This window comes from Zhongshania guokunii, from assembly GCF_040892635.1.
Lineage (GTDB): Bacteria > Pseudomonadota > Gammaproteobacteria > Pseudomonadales > Spongiibacteraceae > Spongiibacter > Spongiibacter guokunii.
Map to the genome: position 1 here is coordinate 1 of NZ_JBFRYA010000007.1, position 18,953 is coordinate 18,953.

General features: G+C 49.5%; 13 protein-coding genes and 2 tRNA genes. 6 read left to right on the forward strand and 9 right to left on the reverse strand.

Features of this window, described 5'->3' with window-relative positions; translation table 11 throughout:
- Nucleotides 1-198 precede the first annotated feature (198 nt).
- Complete coding sequence (locus AB4876_RS09140) at nt 199-3,297, forward strand: site-specific DNA-methyltransferase (protein ID WP_368381349.1); 3,099 nt, start codon at nt 199-201, stop codon at nt 3,295-3,297.
- A 12-nt stretch (nt 3,298-3,309) separates the two neighbouring features.
- A complete protein-coding gene (locus tag AB4876_RS09145) occupies nt 3,310-6,645 on the forward strand; it encodes a DEAD/DEAH box helicase family protein (protein ID WP_368381350.1) in 3,336 nt (1,111 codons plus the stop codon).
- Between the two features lie 317 nt (nt 6,646-6,962).
- On the opposite strand, the gene AB4876_RS09150 is transcribed toward AB4876_RS09145, so the two are convergent.
- The 8 genes from AB4876_RS09150 to AB4876_RS09185 all read right to left on the reverse strand — a co-directional run bounded on the left by AB4876_RS09150 (nt 6,963) and on the right by AB4876_RS09185 (nt 12,782).
- The gene (locus tag AB4876_RS09150) at nt 6,963-7,133 is read right to left on the reverse strand and encodes a hypothetical protein (RefSeq protein WP_368381351.1); all 171 of its coding nucleotides are present in this window, start codon (nt 7,131-7,133) and stop codon (nt 6,963-6,965) included.
- 118 nt (nt 7,134-7,251) lie between these two features.
- On the reverse strand, nt 7,252-7,743 hold the full coding sequence (locus tag AB4876_RS09155; protein ID WP_368381352.1) for a JAB domain-containing protein: 492 nt from the start codon (nt 7,741-7,743) through the stop codon (nt 7,252-7,254).
- Nucleotides 7,744-7,910: 167 nt separating this feature from the next.
- Entirely contained in the window at nt 7,911-8,177 is a 267-nt protein-coding gene (locus tag AB4876_RS09160; protein WP_368381353.1) for a hypothetical protein, read from the reverse strand.
- 888 nt (nt 8,178-9,065) lie between these two features.
- Nucleotides 9,066-10,565: a hypothetical protein gene (locus AB4876_RS09165; RefSeq protein WP_368381354.1), complete on the reverse strand. Its 1,500-nt coding sequence runs from the start codon at nt 10,563-10,565 to the stop codon at nt 9,066-9,068.
- Nucleotides 10,566-10,630: 65 nt separating this feature from the next.
- Complete coding sequence (locus AB4876_RS09170) at nt 10,631-10,888, reverse strand: hypothetical protein (protein WP_368381355.1); 258 nt, start codon at nt 10,886-10,888, stop codon at nt 10,631-10,633.
- Between the two features lie 122 nt (nt 10,889-11,010).
- The gene (locus tag AB4876_RS09175; protein ID WP_368381357.1) at nt 11,011-11,490 is read right to left on the reverse strand and encodes a hypothetical protein; all 480 of its coding nucleotides are present in this window, start codon (nt 11,488-11,490) and stop codon (nt 11,011-11,013) included.
- Nucleotides 11,483-12,559 (reverse strand): tyrosine-type recombinase/integrase, encoded by a 1,077-nt coding sequence (locus tag AB4876_RS09180; protein WP_368381358.1) that lies wholly within the window; start codon nt 12,557-12,559, stop codon nt 11,483-11,485. Before AB4876_RS09180 ends, AB4876_RS09175 begins: the two co-directional genes overlap by 8 nt.
- Nucleotides 12,560-12,706: 147 nt before the next feature.
- A tRNA-Asn gene (locus tag AB4876_RS09185) sits at nt 12,707-12,782 on the reverse strand.
- A gap of 199 nt (nt 12,783-12,981) precedes the next feature.
- Here AB4876_RS09185 and uvrB point away from each other — a divergent pair.
- Nucleotides 12,982-15,015, forward strand: a complete 2,034-nt coding sequence (gene uvrB / locus AB4876_RS09190; RefSeq protein WP_368381359.1) for an excinuclease ABC subunit UvrB — start codon at nt 12,982-12,984, stop codon at nt 15,013-15,015.
- 56 nt (nt 15,016-15,071) lie between these two features.
- A tRNA-Val gene (locus AB4876_RS09195) sits at nt 15,072-15,148 on the forward strand.
- Nucleotides 15,149-15,508: 360 nt separating this feature from the next.
- Here the strand turns inward: AB4876_RS09195 and AB4876_RS09200 are convergent.
- A complete protein-coding gene (locus AB4876_RS09200) occupies nt 15,509-16,186 on the reverse strand; it encodes a DUF2780 domain-containing protein (protein WP_368381360.1) in 678 nt (225 codons plus the stop codon).
- Between the two features lie 279 nt (nt 16,187-16,465).
- On the opposite strand from AB4876_RS09200, the gene thrS reads away from it, so the two are divergent.
- Together thrS and infC are read left to right on the forward strand one after the other, a co-directional pair.
- Entirely contained in the window at nt 16,466-18,391 is a 1,926-nt protein-coding gene (gene thrS / locus AB4876_RS09205; RefSeq protein WP_368381361.1) for a threonine--tRNA ligase, read from the forward strand.
- 2 nt (nt 18,392-18,393) lie between these two features.
- On the forward strand, nt 18,394-18,930 hold the full coding sequence (gene infC / locus AB4876_RS09210; protein WP_081482597.1) for a translation initiation factor IF-3: 537 nt from the start codon (nt 18,394-18,396) through the stop codon (nt 18,928-18,930).
- Nucleotides 18,931-18,953: the final 23 nt, after the last annotated feature.

An 18,953-nucleotide genomic window follows, 5' to 3' on the forward strand; every position in this document is an offset into this window, starting at 1 on the left:
CGCTGCTGCGACTGAAGGCCTTCTTCACTGCTTGAATTTTGAACGATTGGGTAAATCTTGCTTTCATCATTTACTGCCTCTAACTGAAAATTAGAAGCGACAACTAGCCTGACACAGGGGGACAGCGAAGGTGATTTCCTCTCCCGCCGGGTCTACAAAGACGGCACCTACGCAATTCCCTATCAAGGGGAAGAGGTAGTGCTGCACTGGGCGAATAAAGACCAGTACTACATTAAAAGCAGCGAAACCCTGCGAGACTACAGCTTTCGCTTGAACCCGCAAGCAGGTCTGTGCCAAGACCCAATGCGGGTTCATTTTAAACTGGTAGATGCTGACGCCGGTGCCAAAGATAACAACAAAGAGTCTGACGATAACAAACGCGTATTTGTATTAGATGCAGATACGCCCTTTGAACTGATAGATGGTGAACCAAATGAAGATGGTGAACGTCACCAAGAACTTCAGTTGCGTTTCTTCTTTCGACCTGCGACCTCAGCAGATTGGAGTGATAAAGCTAAGAGCAAGGCCAGTGCTGCAGCGCAGAAAAAGCCGCCGACGCAAGAACACTTGCGCGCTATCGCTGAAGAGCGCCTGCTTGGCGAATTAGGCCAGTTGCCAGCGCCATGGAACGTCGCACTCGGCCGGCTATATACCAAGGCCAATGGTGAGCGCGCTGACTATAGTACGCTGCAAGGACAGCTTAACAACTACACCAAGAAGAACACCTTCGACTACTTTATTCATAAAGACCTCGGTGGTTTTCTGACGCGGGAGCTGGATTTCTACGTTAAGAACGAACTAATGGACTGGTCAGATATTGCAGCGCTGAAACATGATCCGGCACGACTGGCGCCCTTGCTTAGTAAAATCGAGGTTATCCGTAACCTTGGTGAAAAAATTATTAGCTTTCTAGCGCAGCTAGAGAATTTCCAGAAGAAGCTCTGGCTCAAGAAAAAGTTTGTTACCGGCACCCACTACTGCCTCACCTTGGACCGGATTGAACAGCATCCCGCAATGCTTGAAGAAGTCTTCAATAATGATCGCCAAAAGCAGGATTGGACCGATCTCTACAAGCTGGATCTAACGCAGTTGGAAAAAGATTTGGCAACGGCACAAAAGTGCGGAGGCTACAGCGCCCTGCTGGCTGAGCCCAAGTACCGTTATCTGATGCTTGATACTGCCAACTTTGATGAGGCTTTTTTAGCCAATATGCTCAGTACTATCGAGGACTTGGATGAGCAGTGCGATGGCTTACTGGTGCATTCAGAGAACTATCAAGCATTGAATTTACTGCAGGACCGGTACAGGGGGCAGGTGCAGTGTATTTATATTGATCCGCCGTATAACACCGGAAGTGATGGCTTTGCTTATAAGGACTCATACAAGTCATCGTCGTGGATGACGATGATGGAAAGTCGATTAGCGTTAAGTAGCAAAATGTTGTCAGAGCTTGGAGTGATTTTTACAAGTATTAATGAAATTGAAAGGAGCCAGCTAGAGCGGGCGTTGGCTTCAGTCTTCGGCGATTGTAATAGAGTTGAGGAACTAATCTGGGTACAGGATACGGTAAGTAATAATGCACCGGCTTACTCAACGAACCACGAATATATACAAGTTTTTGCTAAAAATAAGGACGCTTTGCTTGCGGATAAATTAGCGTTCCGTGAGATACGAGCAGGATATAAAGAAGTCTCAGAGCTGGCGGAGGCAATGGGTGAGAGTTATGCAGAGCCTAGTCAAATTGAAGACGAATTAAAAAGACTCTATAAGCGTCACAAAGAGGAGCATATCGCGTCTGAGCAAGAAAGAGGAATTGAAAAACCAGCTGCGGAAAAATCTGATCCCTGGAAAGGCATATATCCGTACTGCAATGTCGAGTACAGAACTTCTTCTGGATCAAAGGTTGAAGTTAGTCAAGCGAAAGAATTGGGTGCGAACCCGTGGGTTTGGAGGAAGGTAGAGCCTTCCATGCCATCTGGCAAGCAATCCCAAACTACAAAAGAATCAGAGTCGGATAATTACAGGTATTACTCAGTTCAAGATCCAGTTACGGGTAAAGAATATCCTGCGCCTAAACGTGGTTGGGTATTTCCTAAGAAAACTGTGGGGAATAGACCTTCATTTGAAAGTTACGTTTGTGATGATCGAATTTGGTTTGGTTTATCAGGTATACCGCAACAAAAGTATTTTTTACATGAAGTGGGGTTGGTCGTTGCAACCTCCATCGTTAACCAGTATGCAGACGGTGAGCCGTATTTGGAACGATATTTTGGAAAGAAGGGGCTGGTATCGAACCCCAAGCCCCCGGCTTTAATAGAGCGTTTATTAAGGCAAGTTGTCAGGGGTTCAGGCGTTGTAATGGATTTCTTTGCAGGTTCCGGTACAACTGGGCAGTCTGTTATTGATGCGAATCGAAAAGATCAGGGCAACAGAGGTTACTTGTTAATAGAAGCCGAAAGCTACTTTCATAATGTGCTCAAGCCGCGTGTTATTAAATCAGCATATTGCAAAATCTGGGAGCAGGGTAAACCCAGCTCCAGTTCTGTCAGAGATACAGCAGCTAGCCACAGTTTTAAGTATATTTTTTTGGAGTCATATGAAGACACCCTAGGCAACCTAGCGCTTAATCGTCCCAGCGGCCAGCAGTCTTTGCTTGACGCCAGCGATGAGTCACCGCTCAAGCAAGCCCGCCAAGCCTATGTAATGAATTACATGCTGGAGGTGGAAAGCCGCGGCTCTGCGTCACTACTAAATACTGCTCAGTTCCTAGACCCTACACGTTACCAATTAAATGTTCGCTCTGCCGGTGGTGATGAAACCAAGGCTGTTAACGTCGACCTGTTAGAGACCTTTAACTACTTGCTCGGTTTGCGGGTTGAGCACATCGCCGCGCCACTGCACTTTGATGCTGAGTTTAGCCAAGGCGAGTATGGCCGTTTGCAGGCTAAAGTGAATCGTTCACCCGAAGGCAAATGGTGGTTCCGCACTGTGTATGGCAAGAATGCCAATGGTCAATCGGTGCTGGTGGTGTGGCGAAACCTACCCTCTGTAATTGCTGGCGGTGACGATGGCATGCAGCGGGACAATGCTGTGCTGGATGCAGTGCTGATTGAGAAGCTGAAGATCCGATTAACCGAGAGCGCCGACGATGAGATCGATATTCTCTACGTAAACGGCGACCACAATATTGCTATACCTCGCGACCGCAAAGGCCAAGCTATGGAGCAAGCGCGCTTGCAGCTGATTGAAGAGACCTTTCATCGCCTAATGTTTGCGGGCTCAGAGTCAGTGCAGTAGGGAGCGCATTATATGGCAAAGGTAAAAGCACAGCCTAAAACGCTGCCGTTCCGCCATCACTTGGTACTGAACCAGTGGCTGTTCTCATTATTTGGCTTTGATTCGCTTAGCGGGCAGTACGATATTGGCAAGCGTGAGGCGCCAACCCTGGAGGCCTTTCGGGATCGCTTTCAACTTATGGGCGAAACCAGTGGTCGCACAGCCAGTGGCGAACACCAGCTGCTGCAGCGTATACGGGATAACTTAACTGAAGGTGTGCTGCTCAGCGATGAGCAATTGCTGGAGTACGATCGTCGCATTAAGACGGTGACGGATCGTATCAACGATGCTCGCCTTGCAGCTGCTCATGAGCCAATTGAGTGGAAGTACTTTCAGTACCTCAGCTTGCTGTTTACGGAAGTGTATTTGGATTACCTGTTTACCAAACCAGAGAAATTGTTGGAAGGTGTAAACCAACAGATTACGCGCTGGAACGAATGCTGGATCGCGGAGCAGGGCTTTAAACACAAGCCATTGGAGTTGATGAATCCTGACGATGACCTGTGGCCGCAATTGAATATGCTGGCGTACTGGAGCGCCACCGGCTCTGGTAAGACGCTGATCATGCATGCCAATATCTTGCAGTACCGCTATTACCTGCGTGAGTACGGCAAGGCGGGTGACATCAACAAGATCATCTTGCTGACACCCAATGAAGGTTTAAGCCGTCAGCACATGGGCGACCTTGCCTTGTCCGGTATTCGGGCCAGTGAGTTCTCTGCTCGGGGTGGTGACTTGTTCGCGCAAGACGTTATCGTCATCGACATCAATAAGCTCCGTGACAGCGATAGTACTAAGACCGTGGCGGTGGACTCGTTTGGTTCGCGTAACTTACTACTGGTCGATGAAGGGCACCGTGGTACCGCCAGTGGTGGTGGTAGTTGGTATGACTACCGGCAGAAGCTCTGTTCATCTGGTTTCTCTTTTGAATACTCAGCGACATTTGCTCAAGCGGGAGCTAAGCACGAGAACCTTCGTCAGACCTATACCAAGGCTATATTGTTCGACTATTCCTATCGCCACTTCTACAGTGATGGCTACGGCAAGCAGTCGCAAATACTGAACTTGCAGCAGAACCCCAATGCCGACGATGAGTTTCGTTACTTAATTGCTAGCCTGTTGAGCTACTACCAGCAGCTAAGGCTGTTTGATGATCAAGAGAGCGCGTTAAAGCATTTCAACTTACAGCGACCGCTTTGGGTGTTTGTGAGTTCCAAGGTTACCGCTACGTTATCTACAGGTGAAGCCTCTGATACCGTGCAGGTATTGCAGTTCATTGATGCGGTACTACACAAAGAAGCTGAGTGTATTGCGGCTATTGAGACTTTGCTAAATGTCGGCATGGTCGCCAAGGGTGGCAGTGACCTTTTGCACAATCGCCTCAACTACCTAAAGGAACTCGATGAAAGCCCGTCGGTGTTGTACCGGGATATTCTGGAGCGGGTATTTCATTCCAGCGGTGGGCGGCTTCACATTGAGAATATAAGCGGTGTGGCCGGTGAGATAGCCTTGATGGCGGGCACTGCAGATGTCCCGTTTGGGGTAATCAATGTTGGTGACGACAGCAAGCTGGTTAGCCTGTGTGATAAGGCGGGGCTGCATACCCAAGACGCGCGGTTCAGTGAGTCCTTGTTCCATCGTATTAACAAGCCCGGTTCAACGGTAAACCTGCTGCTTGGTTCTAAGAAATTCACCGAGGGTTGGAGTAGTTGGCGCGTATCGAATATGACCTTGATGAACGTCGGCAAGAACGAAGGCGCGCAGATCATCCAGTTGTTTGGTCGGGGTGTGCGCTTGCAAGGTTGGCAAACCAGTTTGAAGCGGTCTGCCGAACTGACAACCGGGTTGAAAGCGGCGGGCATTGAACGCCCTCGCCACATTGGCATTCTTGAGACACTTAATATCTTTGGGGTGAAGGCAGACTACATTGCCCAGTTTCGGAAAGAGCTGGAAGATGAGGAGATACCCGTCAATGAAGGCTTAGAGGAGTTCGTTATTCCCTTGCAGCCAATGGTTGATATGCCGAACGATCTCAATGTACTTAGACTGAAAGAAGGCGTTGCAGGCAAAGCCATTGGCGGTTCTGGCACGGCCTTTCTTGAGCTGGCAGAGCAAGTCGTACTAAAGGCGCCAAGCCAATTAGCACCAACTGAGCGGGAGTACTTCTGTAATCCGCCACGGGTCGTTCTCGACTTCTATCCTCATGTTGGTATGTTTGCTACTGACAAGGCACTTACGCGCACAGCAGGACAGCTTCAGCAACGTTTAGAGGTAGTCCACCTTGCCTTGTTGGATACGCAGAAGTTGTATTTTCAGTTGCTGGCTTTCAAACAAGACAAGCGCTGGTCGAACCTCACTATTACGCCTGAGGTCGTAACGCAACTGCTGGCCGATAGTGGCTGGTATACCTTATACGCGCCAGACGAAGCCATGGACACTGGCCATCTTGAACGCTTAGCTCTATGGCATGACATGGCTATTGCCTTGCTTCGTAAGTACTGTGAGATGTTCTACGGCTTTCGTCGCAAACAGTGGGAAGCGGATAAACTGGAATACAGGGCAATCAACGAAAACAGCAAATACCTGCCCGGCGTAAGTGAAAGTACACCGCATGGTAGCTACCTGCTGACGCTAGACAGGGTACGCCATGATTCATTGATTACGCGCTTGGATAAACTCCGTGAACGCATAGTGAACAACGACGTGATCAGTTGGGACGGTAAGATCGAAGACGGCCTTGAGTTCCTGTGGTGCGAGCGTCACGTATACCAACCTTTGTTGGCTGCAACACAAGGCTTGGAGTTTCAAGTGTCGCCGGTGGCGCTAAACAAAGGTGAAGCCAATTTTGTTAAAGACCTGCAGGTCGCATGCAAGAGTGGCTTGTTCGCTGACTACGATACCTACTTGTTGAGAAACCAGACCGGCCAAGGTTCGGTTGGGGTATTCATTGACGGTGGCTTTAAACCAGATTTCATTCTGTGGCTGGTAAAGGGTGGTCAGCAGAAGGTGATCTTCATCGACCCTAAAGGCCTACGTAACCATAAACCATCCGACCGCAAGGTACGTTTCTTTGAAACCATTAAAGAAATGGAAGCCGATCTCCGCGAGCAGAATCCGGCTAACAGTAGTGTAGAGCTGCATGCTTTCTTAGTTTCAGAAACGCACTCAGCGGTGCTCGAAGCTAGTTGGAAAATGCCGGACGGTAGCGCAGCTACGGTTAGCGATATGGAAAGCTGGAATATCCTGTTCCCTGAACAAGGGCCGGATACCTACATTAAGAAATTATTGAATAAGGTGGAGGCGGCCTAGTACCGCTCCCTCACCCATTAGTCGATGCGGCCCGCGTAGTGCCCCAAGCGAGGATGAGCCGAATGAATCGGTTGACGGCCTGAGCCTGCGACGATACGGCGCAGCCGGAGTCGCAGCGAAGGACTAGACCGGTGAGTGAGGTGAACCGCAGTGCCGGGAGCACGGAGGCGGGCAAGTCGACGTATAGCAGAAAAACCCTTTTATAAAGTTCTTTATTCGGTGGGCGCCATTGCCCAGATTTCATTCTGTACTTGCGGCGAAGTGCTGACTTGCTTGTGTAAAAAATCAAGGCACACCCGAGTGGGTGAGCCTTGTAGTTATGGTTTGTTAATAAAGCTAATGTCCTTGTTCAAGTAGCGGTATAGCCAGTAAAGCACTATGCCGAGTAGCAGGAATACGAAGGCTCCTTCGCCGCTCATCATGCCTGATAGTCCAATGAGTAATACTAGTGAGCTTATTGCAAAGGCCTTCTTGTCGCGTATGTCCATGTGTTGTGTCTCCGGTGATTGAGCAATGCAGTGCCGCTAAGTCTTAAACCATTGGCTTAAACTTAATGAACTGCTTGCTTGATGGTGGTTAAGTAGTTGGTGAATGCAGGCCGAGTCGCTACATCAGTCCGGCTTCAGCAATCGATGTCGACACGCAGCCAGCGACAACGATGTGGTCTAGTACTCGCACGTCAATTAAGGCGAGCGACTCCTTTAGTCGCTTAGTAATTGAGATGTCTTGTTGACTAGGCGTGGTAATGCCAGATGGGTGGTTGTGGGCAAAGATGATAGCGGCGGCGTTTAGCTCTAGTGCCCGTCGCACAACGACTCTTGGATGAACGCTAGCGCCATCAATGGTGCCCCTGAACAGACGCTCGAAGGCAATGAGCCGATGTTGATTGTCTAGAAATAAGGCACAGAAGAACTCGTCCTTCTCCGCTGATACATGAAGTTGGCAGAACTGCTTCACTGCTATAGCTGACGTTAGCGAGTCGCCGTTTTGAAGTCTGGCTTCGAGTATGGCGATGGCATCTATTATGGTTTGCTGTTGATTAAGTGGTAGGTCTGCGTAGTACGGCGGGTGTGGTGTCATTCCAATATCTGTGAGCATAGTAGTACCTACGATGAGTGATGGCGTTCGATTGTCTAGCGCCTTATCCATCACTTCCGCGTAGCGTTCTGTCTTCGATTATCAGCACAAGCCAAGTACACACTGTCTGCCTGAACTGACTATATGTGTAATGTGTAGCGGTTTAAAAAACTCACCGCGAGGGTGAGTTATGAAACCTGCTTAAGCTCTGCCTTAATCGCAATTAGCTTGGCCTGACGTTGAACGGCTGCCGTCTTTTCAAAGTCGGCTGTTTCTTCTTCTGCCCATTTCGCTAGGGAATCGATGGCATTGGCGCCCCGCTCTGCTGCGCCGAACAAGGTGGCAATCATGCTGAATAGATTGCTGAACATTTGAATCATGGTGGTACTCCGCTGCTTATTGAATGATGTATCCACCACTTCCGCGTAGCGGGTGTTTGAACTCAGGGGTGGCATAAACCGACCGGGGGGGTACCTCTTCAGATAGGTCAATGACTCTCTAGTGCCACCTCCGTAGGCAAGCGCCAAATTTTGAGGAAACCCGTGATCGGAAAGCAGATAGCTTATCGGCTGAGTATCGTCAGTTTTACTGGCTTAGTAGTAGTTAGAATATAGGTTTAGAAGTATGGCTTGAGTCTTGATACTTCTATTCAACATGTTGGAAACCAATAAAGCTAAGGGGTTAGTCAGCTGGTTTCCTTGCGTGATCCGAGGTAGTCACTGAGCAGCACGCATGGCTAAATAGACTTGCCTTAGGTATTTGAGCTGCCGTGAGAGACTTCTAAAAAATGATTTTAAAATGGGTTTTTAGCCGCCCTATACCCGACCGGAACTGGCGGTGCGGACCCTCCGCCGCTGCGCGACGGTCTCCACACCTTGTCCCGGTCGGGTAAAGGGCTGGGAGGTGGGGGGTGTTGTTGGTTCATTGGTATAACTGGCTGCGAAGCGATACAGGGTACTTCTCTGAGCTTGAAATAGAAGTATCTCTGACTACTAGCGTAGTTTGAGGCCAGTCATCGCTTAAGCGGCAGATGTGTTGCGTTAGCATATCGGTACTATATCGGTTTGATGTGGTGCATGATTGGGGTATCGGGACAAAGGTCTACACCACGTCGCGCTGAATCCCTAGCGAGTAATATACTATTGGTGTTGTCTGAGTCATGACCCTCCTCAGTTATAGTTTGGCTGCATAACTGAGGAGGATGGGTAGCAGTGAAAAACAAGAAAACAGGGAAAACGGGTATAACAGGGGAAGCAGGCCAATCTAGTAATCCTGTTTTCCCCGTTATCACGTTTTCCCATGCTATCCAGTTGTTCCTGTTGAGTGTCAGCGTTCAGGTAGTACTAGGGTGTTGTGCCGTCGTTTAGGCGGTATAGCCATGCATTCTTCGCCCCGCGTTCAGATAGCCAAAGTGGCTTGTCTCCAGAGAGATATTGCGTGAGGACGCGGCGGACACTGTTCTTTCCCAGTCCAGTGAGCTTGCAGATATTCGTTAGTTCACTTTGGTTTACTGGGCCGTTGGCCAGTGCTTTTTGAATTTCGGTGATGGCTAATTGATCAGCCTGCTTTTGTTTTTCTTCTTGGATATTTACATAGTCGGTTAGCGATACTTCCCTGTTGGCTTTGATAGAAAAAGTCAGTGGTGCGATGGCGCCGCGTGTTTTATCGGGCGATGTAGATACGATTTTGGAGCCGTCGGCTTGATTGTCAGCAATAAGGTAGATCATCTCATCACAGTCTGAGCGTACGTCGCCAACACCTTCGAATATAGGTAGGCCATCTTTGCCTAAATGTTTGTTGGTATGGGCGAGCACAACGAAGGTAGCGCCTTTGTTGCATAGCTGGCGTAGGAGCCTCATAAAAGCCTTGACGGAAGCCTTGTTCATTAGGTCAGCAAACTGCTTGAAGGTATCTAATACAAACAACTGGCCATGCAGTGATGGGCTTTCAATAAGTGCAGTAAAGAACTCTTCTTTGGTGCTACCTGCGACATCGAAGTTTATCATTCGAAACCCGCCTTCTTCGGCATATTTAAAGTAGGCCTTGAGGTCTGATCCAGAGCAGTCGACATTGACATATTGGATGTCGACTAAGTCACTTACCTGTGCGCAGATCCAATTCATTATGGTGGTTTTTCCGGCGTTGGGCGCGGCGCATATCACGGCAATATGTTGATTGATGATTAGGTTGTCGAATATTGACCATTGAGCTTCGATGTTTTGCACATGTTGGTTTGTAACGGCAAATTGTCCGGAGGTGGCTGAGGCGGTCATGCGGTTGCTTAAAGTAATGCTTATCTCGTCTGCTCCTCTAGTGGCGATTGCGGTGGCCCAGTTATCAAAATTACTTGAAGGGTAGAAAATCGCGGCTTCTAATGTATCTCGGATTGTCTGAACCATGGGGCGGTGTTGAAGTTGTGAGAAGAGAACGAATTTACCGTCTGGCAAGCTAGCCTTAATGTTCTGTGCCACTTCAATAGACTCAGCTGAATGCGCCGGTGCAATCGTTGTGGTTTGACCTTGGTCAAGGCTGTGTAGGCAGGCTGCATCGTTAAGGTCGGTGGTAAAGAGTATCGTATCGCCGTTACCAATTTTAAGGTAGCTCAACGGCGGCAGCGCGGTGGTGTCGAGTGTTTGCTGAGCAAGCTCAGGGCAAAGGCTTAATACTTCTACTTGATTGTGCTGGCTATCGAATACGGCAGCAGAGATAGTCTGGGGTGGTTGTTTGATTGGTGAGAGGAGGGCCGTGACAGTGCTCGGTGCGGCAACAGTCTCGCTGGTTTCCGGCGCAGTCAATGAATCTATTTCACTGGTTTCTTCTATTGTCAATGTTGATGCTGTCATGGTATTGCCTTTGCAATTGTAGGCGCCCCTTGCAGGGCGTTTTGGAGGGCGGGCGTGCGGGGGGTTTAGTAAGTTGGTGAGCTTGCAGACAGCCATGCTGCATAACCCAATATGCTGATAAAGCGTTGCTTGCCCAGCACCTTTACATGTGGCGCGAGGCCATTTGTTTTGCGGGTGGTGAGCTGCCAGCGCACGGTTGGCTCTGGGATGTTAGGGAATTCAACGCAGAATTGGTTAATGGTGACCCAATCTTTGATGGTTGCTGCGGCGGTTTGCTCAGGTGTGCCTGTGGAGTGGGTAGGGTGGTTTTGATTTTCGTGCATGCTGGAGTTCCTCAGAGTTGGTTTAGCTTGATAGCTGGTCAGCGAGGAACAGTGTGTTTCGAATGAGTTTGATAAAATATCCCAGTATTAAACGGTTTAATACTGGGATACGTCAGATTGTCTTATTCGCGGTAATCCTCTTGGCGAAACTCGTCTTGAATGCGTTGGGCTTCTTCTATCTTAGATGCAAATTTTTTATAGTATTTTTCGACAGTACTGGCAGAAGTGCCTATTTTCTTTGCGACCCTTAAATACCCCCCTGTGTTGCCATTCTTTGATTCGGCTTTGCTTCTGGAAATACCTTCGTCGATTATCGCTTGAACTATGAGTTCCTCAAATTCGGCAGAGTGTTTTGGCTTCGCCCCAGGCTTCTCTGTTAGGCGAAAGGATCTTTTTGCGGTTTTGCCGGCTAATACTGCTGTTAAACTTTGCGCGATAAAGCGGCGTAAGTCGGGATCATTGAGTCGACCTTCGTCTATTTCTTTAGCTGCGCGGACGATGAGTTCTCGCGCGGCGATATGATCGCCGCCCTCGGCTTGTTGTACTAGTACCGAGGCGTCCAATGCTAAATCTTTCAGTAGTGTGCTGGGGTTCTTATCCATGTAATTGCTTCCAGACGTCTTCCGCCATTTTTGAAGTGTGGTGGTGGGCTAGGTGTGCATAGCGCATGGTGGTATTGCTTTGCTTGTGGCCGAGTAAGGTGCCGGTTTCAAACAGCGTACGGTTAGCGCTGACCATATTGGATGCCGCCGTATGCCGTAAGTCATGAAAGCGAAGTCCGACTAAGTTGCTTTGCCGTAGGGTTAGGTGCCATGCCTTCTTGAAGTCGAAGTCACGGTGTGGGTCTACTGTTGAGGGGAATATGCGATGGTCGTTATTTAGGCGAAATCGCATTAGTTCTTCTATGACTGGTGCTAGTAGGGGCAGAAGGCGAGGCTCGCCATTTTTGGTTTTACTTAGCTTTGCCGTTTTTTGGGTGAAGTCGATGTCTCTCCAGGTCAACCCAGTTAGCTCTCCACGGCGCGCACCGGTGGTTAAGGCCATGAGCACAAGTAGGTAAAGCCTGTCCCAGTGAGACTCGCTGGCGAAGCCGAGCAATGTCTTTTGCTCTCCCGGCGACAGGAAGCGGTTCTTTGGCGGGTTCTCAGGGAAGCTGGAGACAAACTCGCTACGAACTGGGTTTGGAAATTTGAGTCGCTTGTAAAGGCGGTCTTTGTTAAATGCGAGGAAGACGCTCGACAAGTTGCTCTTGTAGCGATTGACGGTAGAGCCTGTTCGATTGTCGGCAATATCAAGGAGCACGTCGTCTATGTCTTCCGGGTTGATGTCGGTGACCAAGCGGCCGTTGAACTTCTTCTTCCAGAATTTTAAGCGGCCAATGGAGGATAGGTCGAGAATCGCGGTGTCGGCGATATATTGATCAATCCAATCATTGAAATACGGTATGAGGCACTTGTAGGAGCCGTTACTGGTTTCAATCTGGACTGCTTGCTGCAGGGACATGTTGCCGCCACTGGCGAGCTTGCGCGCTAATGCGGTGTCGGATTCAACGGATTGTGTCCATTGCTTGGCCTTGGTTCTCGTTGGGAAGCTTGCGTATATCGGCTTGAGGTTTTTCAGGCGAACGATAGCTTGATACTTGCCGCTAGGCAGTTTACGGATGGTGGCCATGAAGGCTCTCTCCTCAGGCACTTATAAGCATTGTAGAGACCTACTGTGCTCACAGTGTGCTCGTCAGTTGATAGGTTAGGTGCTGACCAACTATCAAACTGAAGGCTAGGAGATAAAAAAGCCCTGATAAATCAGGGCTTTAGTATTTGGCTCCGCCTGCTGGGCTCGAACCAGCGACCCAATGATTAACAGTCATTTGCTCTACCAACTGAGCTAAGGCGGATCAGCTTCAACAGCTGAGGACGCGCATATTAAGGAGGTTTCCTAAGTGCGTCAACCCTTTGTGGAAGAAAATATTGTATTGGTGGTTTTATGAACAATTTCGGGTGCTTAGCGCGATGTGGCAACCAGCTTCTAGCACCTTTGCGGGCGGGGAGGTAGAGGGGTACTATGGGTGGTTTTCTGCAGCGAGTGCATGGTGGATGTCTAAACCTTTTCAAGTAGTGTCTAAATTCGCCCCTGCGGGTGATCAGCCTGCGGCGATTGCCGGCTTGATAGAGGGGGTGAATGCGGGGCTCCACGCGCAGACTTTGTTAGGGGTAACTGGCTCGGGCAAGACCTTTACCATTGCCAATGTGATTGAGTCGCTGCAGCGGCCAACCATTGTAATGGCGCCGAATAAAACGCTAGCCGCGCAGCTCTACGGCGAGTTCAAAGAATTCTTCCCTAACAATGCGGTTGAATATTTCGTCTCTTACTACGATTACTACCAGCCAGAGGCTTATGTAGCTGCTTCTGACACCTTTATTGAGAAAGACGCCTCAATCAATGATCACATTGAGCAAATGCGCTTATCGGCGACTAAGGCGCTAATGGAGCGCTCTGATGCGATCATTGTTGCCTCGGTGTCGGCGATATATGGTTTGGGTGACCCCGAGCTGTATTTCAAAATGATTTTGCATTTGGTGCGGGGCGAGCGAATCGACCAGCGTCAGTTGCTGCGTCGTTTGGCAGAGCTGCAATACACGCGCAATGATATTGCCTTTCAGCGCGGTACCTACCGTGTTCGTGGCGACGTGATCGATATTTTCCCTGCCGACAGCGAAAAAGACGCGGTGCGGGTAGAGTTGTTCGATGACGAAATCGACTCTATTACTGGTTTTGACCCCTTAACGGGGGAGTCTTTTGGAAAGTTTCCGCGCGTCACCATTTATCCTAAAAGCCATTATGTAACCCCACGAGATACCTTGCTTAAGGCGGTGGACTTTATCGAAGAGGAGATGCTTGAGCGATTGAAGCATCTTCGCGAGAACGATCTGCTGGTGGAGGCGCAGCGCCTAGAGCAGCGCACTCGTTACGATATTGAAATGATTCGTGAGCTGGGCTACTGCAATGGTATAGAGAACTACTCGCGCTATCTCTCTGGACGTGAGCCCGGCGCCGCGCCACCGACCTTGTTTGATTATTTGCCTAAAGACGCTTTGGTCGTGGTTGATGAATCACACGTTACCATTCCTCAGATTGGCGCTATGTATAAGGGTGACCGCTCGCGTAAAGAAACCTTGGTGCAATACGGTTTTCGTTTGCCGTCGGCTTTGGATAATAGGCCCATGCGCTTTGAGGAGTGGGAGCGCTTGGTGCCGCAAATGATTATGGTGTCGGCCACGCCGGGCAACTACGAAGCTGAGCACTCAGCGCGTACCGTTGAGCAGGTGGTGCGGCCAACGGGGTTGATTGATCCGCAAATTGAAGTGCGCCCTGCGACCACACAGGTCGACGACTTGCTTTCAGAAATCACCAAGCGCACCGATGTGGGTGAGCGGGTATTGGTCACCACTCTGACCAAGCGCATGGCCGAGGATTTGGCTGAGTATTTAGATGAGCACGGTATTCGCGTTCGCTACCTTCACTCCGATATTGATACGGTAGAGCGGGTAGAGATTATCCGCGATTTGCGTTTGGGTAAATTCGATGTGCTGGTGGGGATCAACCTGTTGCGAGAAGGTTTGGATATGCCTGAAGTCTCTTTGGTGGCAATTTTGGATGCCGACAAAGAAGGCTTTCTGCGCTCCGAGCGTTCATTAATTCAAACTATTGGTCGCGCTGCACGTAACCTCAACGGCAAGGCAATTCTCTATGGCGACCGCATCACTGGCTCAATGGAGCGTGCCATTGGTGAAACCGAACGTCGCCGCGAGAAGCAAATCGCTCACAACTTAAAACACAATATCACGCCTGTTGGTGTTAAAAAGTCAGTAGAAGATATTCTCGACGCTGGCGCGATCCCTGGCTCAAAAGGCAAAAAGCACAATCGCCAAGATAATCGCAAAGTAGCTGAGCCTTCCGGAGACTACTTGCAGGATGCGGCGGTGATGTCGACTGCCGAACTCGGTAAGCTCCTTAAGAAGCTCGAGCAGGAAATGCAGCAACACGCTAAAAATCTGGAATTTGAAGCGGCGGCTAATGTTCGTGATAAATTATCTGAAATTAAACAGCGATTTTTTACTGCCCAGTAAATCAGTTTTAACTATTGAACTACGCAAACACCGTGACTATAATGCGCGTCCTTTATAGGACTATAGCTCAGTTGGTTAGAGCGCTACCTTGACATGGTAGAGGTCCCCAGTTCGAATCTGGGTAGTCCTACCAAACACAAAAAAGGCCCGCTAAATAGTGGGCCTTTTTTGTGTTTGGTAGGTTATGTGCGGAAGGAGCCTTTTCGACAAATTGCGCCAGCAATTTGGACGACCTTTAGGTCGCCCGTAGGGTCAGAAGTGGCCCTAGCCAGTTTTGATCACTCATTGCGCCAGCAATTTGGACGACCTTTAGGTCGCCCGTAGGGTCAAAAGTAATCCAGCCTTCAGGCGCAGCTCAATGCTGTATAGCCTCGGCCAAACGGAGAAAGCAAAACGCTAGACGGGAGACGGAAAACGCAAAAGCGACGAATCATGGAGCTTACGTTTTTTTCGCCCTTAGCGTCTCCCATCTCCCGTCAAGCCTTTCCCGAAATCACATCGTCCCGGAAATCGCGGCATCCAACAAAATACTCGCCTCTGGATTACCGTTTTGCTTCAGGTAATTGCTACCCACATCAGTAAACTTAGGAATCATCTCTGCACCCATACCCAATGATTTAAATTGGGAAACCAGCTGGGCTCCTGCTTTTAAAGAAGGGTTGGAGTCAGTTGCCATTTTCATTGCACCGCCGAGTAAGCCGCCGTCGGCCGAGGCGCTAGCTGCTGGGGCTGCGCCAAGTAGACCGCTAGCGCCGGGGATGGCGTTTGCAATTACACTGAAATCACCGCCGGACAGAAGGCTCTGTGCAGTTTGCAGTAGGGCGCCCATGCCTCCGGTCGCTTGCGCAGTGCTAATTCCCAATGTTTGCGTTAATAGGGGGAGTAGCTGGATTCCAGTTTGAATCATGCTATTGCTTGATGTCTGGCTGCTCGACGAAGTCGCTGCTGCAGCGTTAGCGTCGAGTGATATGTCGCTGTTTGTATTAATCTCAGTGCTGGATGACATTGATGTGGTAGTAGCTGTGTCCGCCGTTGCTTTTTGTGCTGCTTGGTTTTCTTCGCTTGGTGTGGGTTCGGGTGAGCTGAAAATACTGCTTATGCTGTCCCAAAATCCTGCGTTGGCTTGTAGGCTGAAAGTGCAAATGATGGCTATGCAAAGGGCTTTATTCATTGGGGTTTCTCTCTTTGAGGAAGTGGTGCGCTGATTTAAGTGTTGCAAAGCATAGTTGAGCGCTATAAAACTCGCCACTTACTCCGGGTAGGTATTGTTCCTGCTTGACGCGCAGTTGTGGTTTTATTTTGCTTGCTGAGTGCTTGATTTGCGGTGGGTTTTGGCTTGCTTAGGGCTGAGGCTATGGCCATAATAGCGGGCTTAAACCCTCTGCAGTTATATGCTGTATTTATAAATCACGTGACCTTTGGTAGGGGCCACCACTGAAAGGATAGTCTAATGCCTGTTATTACGCTTCCCGACGCGAGTCAGCGCGTTTTCGATCACCCTGTTTCTGTTGCAGACGTTGCTATGGATATCGGCGCGGGCCTTGCCAAGGCTGCACTTGCTGGTCGAGTGAACGGCACGTTGGTTGATACCAGTTATTTGATTTCTGATGACGCCGAGCTGGGTATTATTACTGAGCGCGATGAGGACGGTGTGGATATTATCCGCCACTCGACCGCGCATTTGCTGGCGATGGCAGTGCAGGATCTATTTCCCGGTGCGCAAGTGACTATTGGCCCCGTTATCGAAGATGGCTTCTACTATGATTTTGCTTACGAGCGCGCCTTTACCCCAGAAGACCTAGAAAAAATCGAAGCACGGATGACTGAATTGTCCTCTGCGGATTTGACTGTGTCGCGCAAGGTGATGAGTCGCGAAGAGGCGGTCAAGGCGTTTAGCGATTTGGGTGAAGAGTACAAAGTCGAAATCATTAAAGACCTGCCGGGAAATGAAGATATATCTGTTTATGCGCAGGGCGACTGGATGGATTTGTGTCGTGGCCCTCACGTGCCAAGCACGGGCAAATTAAATGCCTTTAAATTGACCAAGGTTGCTGGCGCCTACTGGCGTGGTGATCAGGCTAATGCCATGTTGCAGCGTATTTACGGCACCGCCTGGGGTAATAAGAAAGCGCTGAAAGCCTATTTAAACCGCATTGCCGAAGCCGAAAAGCGCGATCACCGTAAAGTGGCGAAAAAGCTCGACCTCTTTCATATGCAGGAAGAGGCGCCGGGCATGGTGTTTTGGCACCCCAAGGGCTGGAGTGTTTATCAGGCGATTGAGCAGTACATGCGCGACAAGCAGCGCAAAAATGACTACCAAGAAATTCGCACCCCGCAGGTAGTGGATATTTCCCTGTGGGAAAAGTCAGGTCACGCCGATAAATTCAGCGATGGCATGTTTACCCTAAGTGCAGATGAGCGCACTTTTGCGGTCAAGCCCATGAACTGCCCATGTCATGTGCAGGTGTTTAATCAGGGTTTGCGTAGCTATCGTGATTTGCCACTGCGTTTGGCGGAATTTGGCTCATGTCACCGCAATGAGCCATCGGGCTCACTGCACGGCATTATGCGGGTTCGGGGCTTTACCCAAGACGATGCGCATATCTTCTGTACTGAAAATCAAATTCAGCCAGAAGTTGCCTCGTTTATCGATTTTCTTCACGAGGTGTATGCCGACTTTGGCTTTACCGAAGTGATTTATCGTCTTTCAACTCGCCCAGAACAGCGGGTGGGTAGTGAAGAGGATTGGGATCGTGCAGAGAAGGCCTTGGCCTTGGCGCTCGACAGTAAGGGTTTGCCTTGGGAGTTGTTGCCTGGCGAAGGTGCTTTCTATGGTCCTAAAATTGAGTTCTCACTAAAAGATTGTATCGGTCGAGTTTGGCAGTTGGGCACAATTCAGGTCGATTTCTCAATGCCGGGTCGTCTCGGTGCTCAATACGTTGACGAAGCGGGTCAGCGTCAAACACCAGTAATGTTACATCGGGCAATTTTGGGTTCTTTTGAACGATTTATTGGTATTTTGATCGAACACTACGAAGGCGCATTTCCGGTCTGGTTGGCGCCGGTTCAGGCGGTGGTCTGTAATATTACGGACAATCAGGCCGAATATGTGACTAATGTGCAAGATTTATTGAGAGATTGTGGCTTTAGGGTCGATGCGGACTTGAGAAATGAGAAGATCGGCTTTAAAATCCGCGAGCACACAATTCAGAAGGTTCCCTTTCTTTTTGTCGTTGGTGACAAAGAGGTAGAAACCCAGACTGTTTCGGTACGTGCACGTAGTGGCGAAGATTTGGGGTCAGTGTCCATAAATGACCTCAGTAAACTCCTCGCAGACAGCGTAGCTAAACGCAGCCGCGCAAATTCGGAGAACTAGCAATTAAACGCGATAACGCAAAAGGGCGCAGCAAAAGAGCGCCGATAAACGAAGAAATTGAAGCCAATGAAGTTCGCTTAATTGACGCAGAGGGCAACCAGGTTGGTGTTGTCCCGCTGGCGGAGGCATTGAAAGCCGCGCAAGAAGCGACATTGGACTTAGTTCAGATCACTGATTCAGACCCAATTGTCTGTAAGATCATGGACTACGGCAAACATGTTTTCGAGGCCAAAAAGCAGCAAGCTGCGGCCCGGAAAAACCAAGTTCGAACTCAGGTTAAGGAAGTAAAATTCCGCCCGGGTACGGAAGATGGAGACTATCAGGTAAAACTGCGCAACCTGACACGTTTCTTGGAACACGGAGATAAAGCCAAGGTAACCTTGCGTTACCGCGGTCGTGAGATGGCCCACCAGGAATTGGGTATGCAGCTGTTGAAGCGGGTTGAAGAAGACCTTGCTGAATTCGGTTCTGTAGAACAATTTCCGAAAATGGAAGGTCGTCAATTGACCATGGTCATTGCTCCGAAAAAGAAAAAGTAGTGAGCTCTTAGGGCCTACTTGAT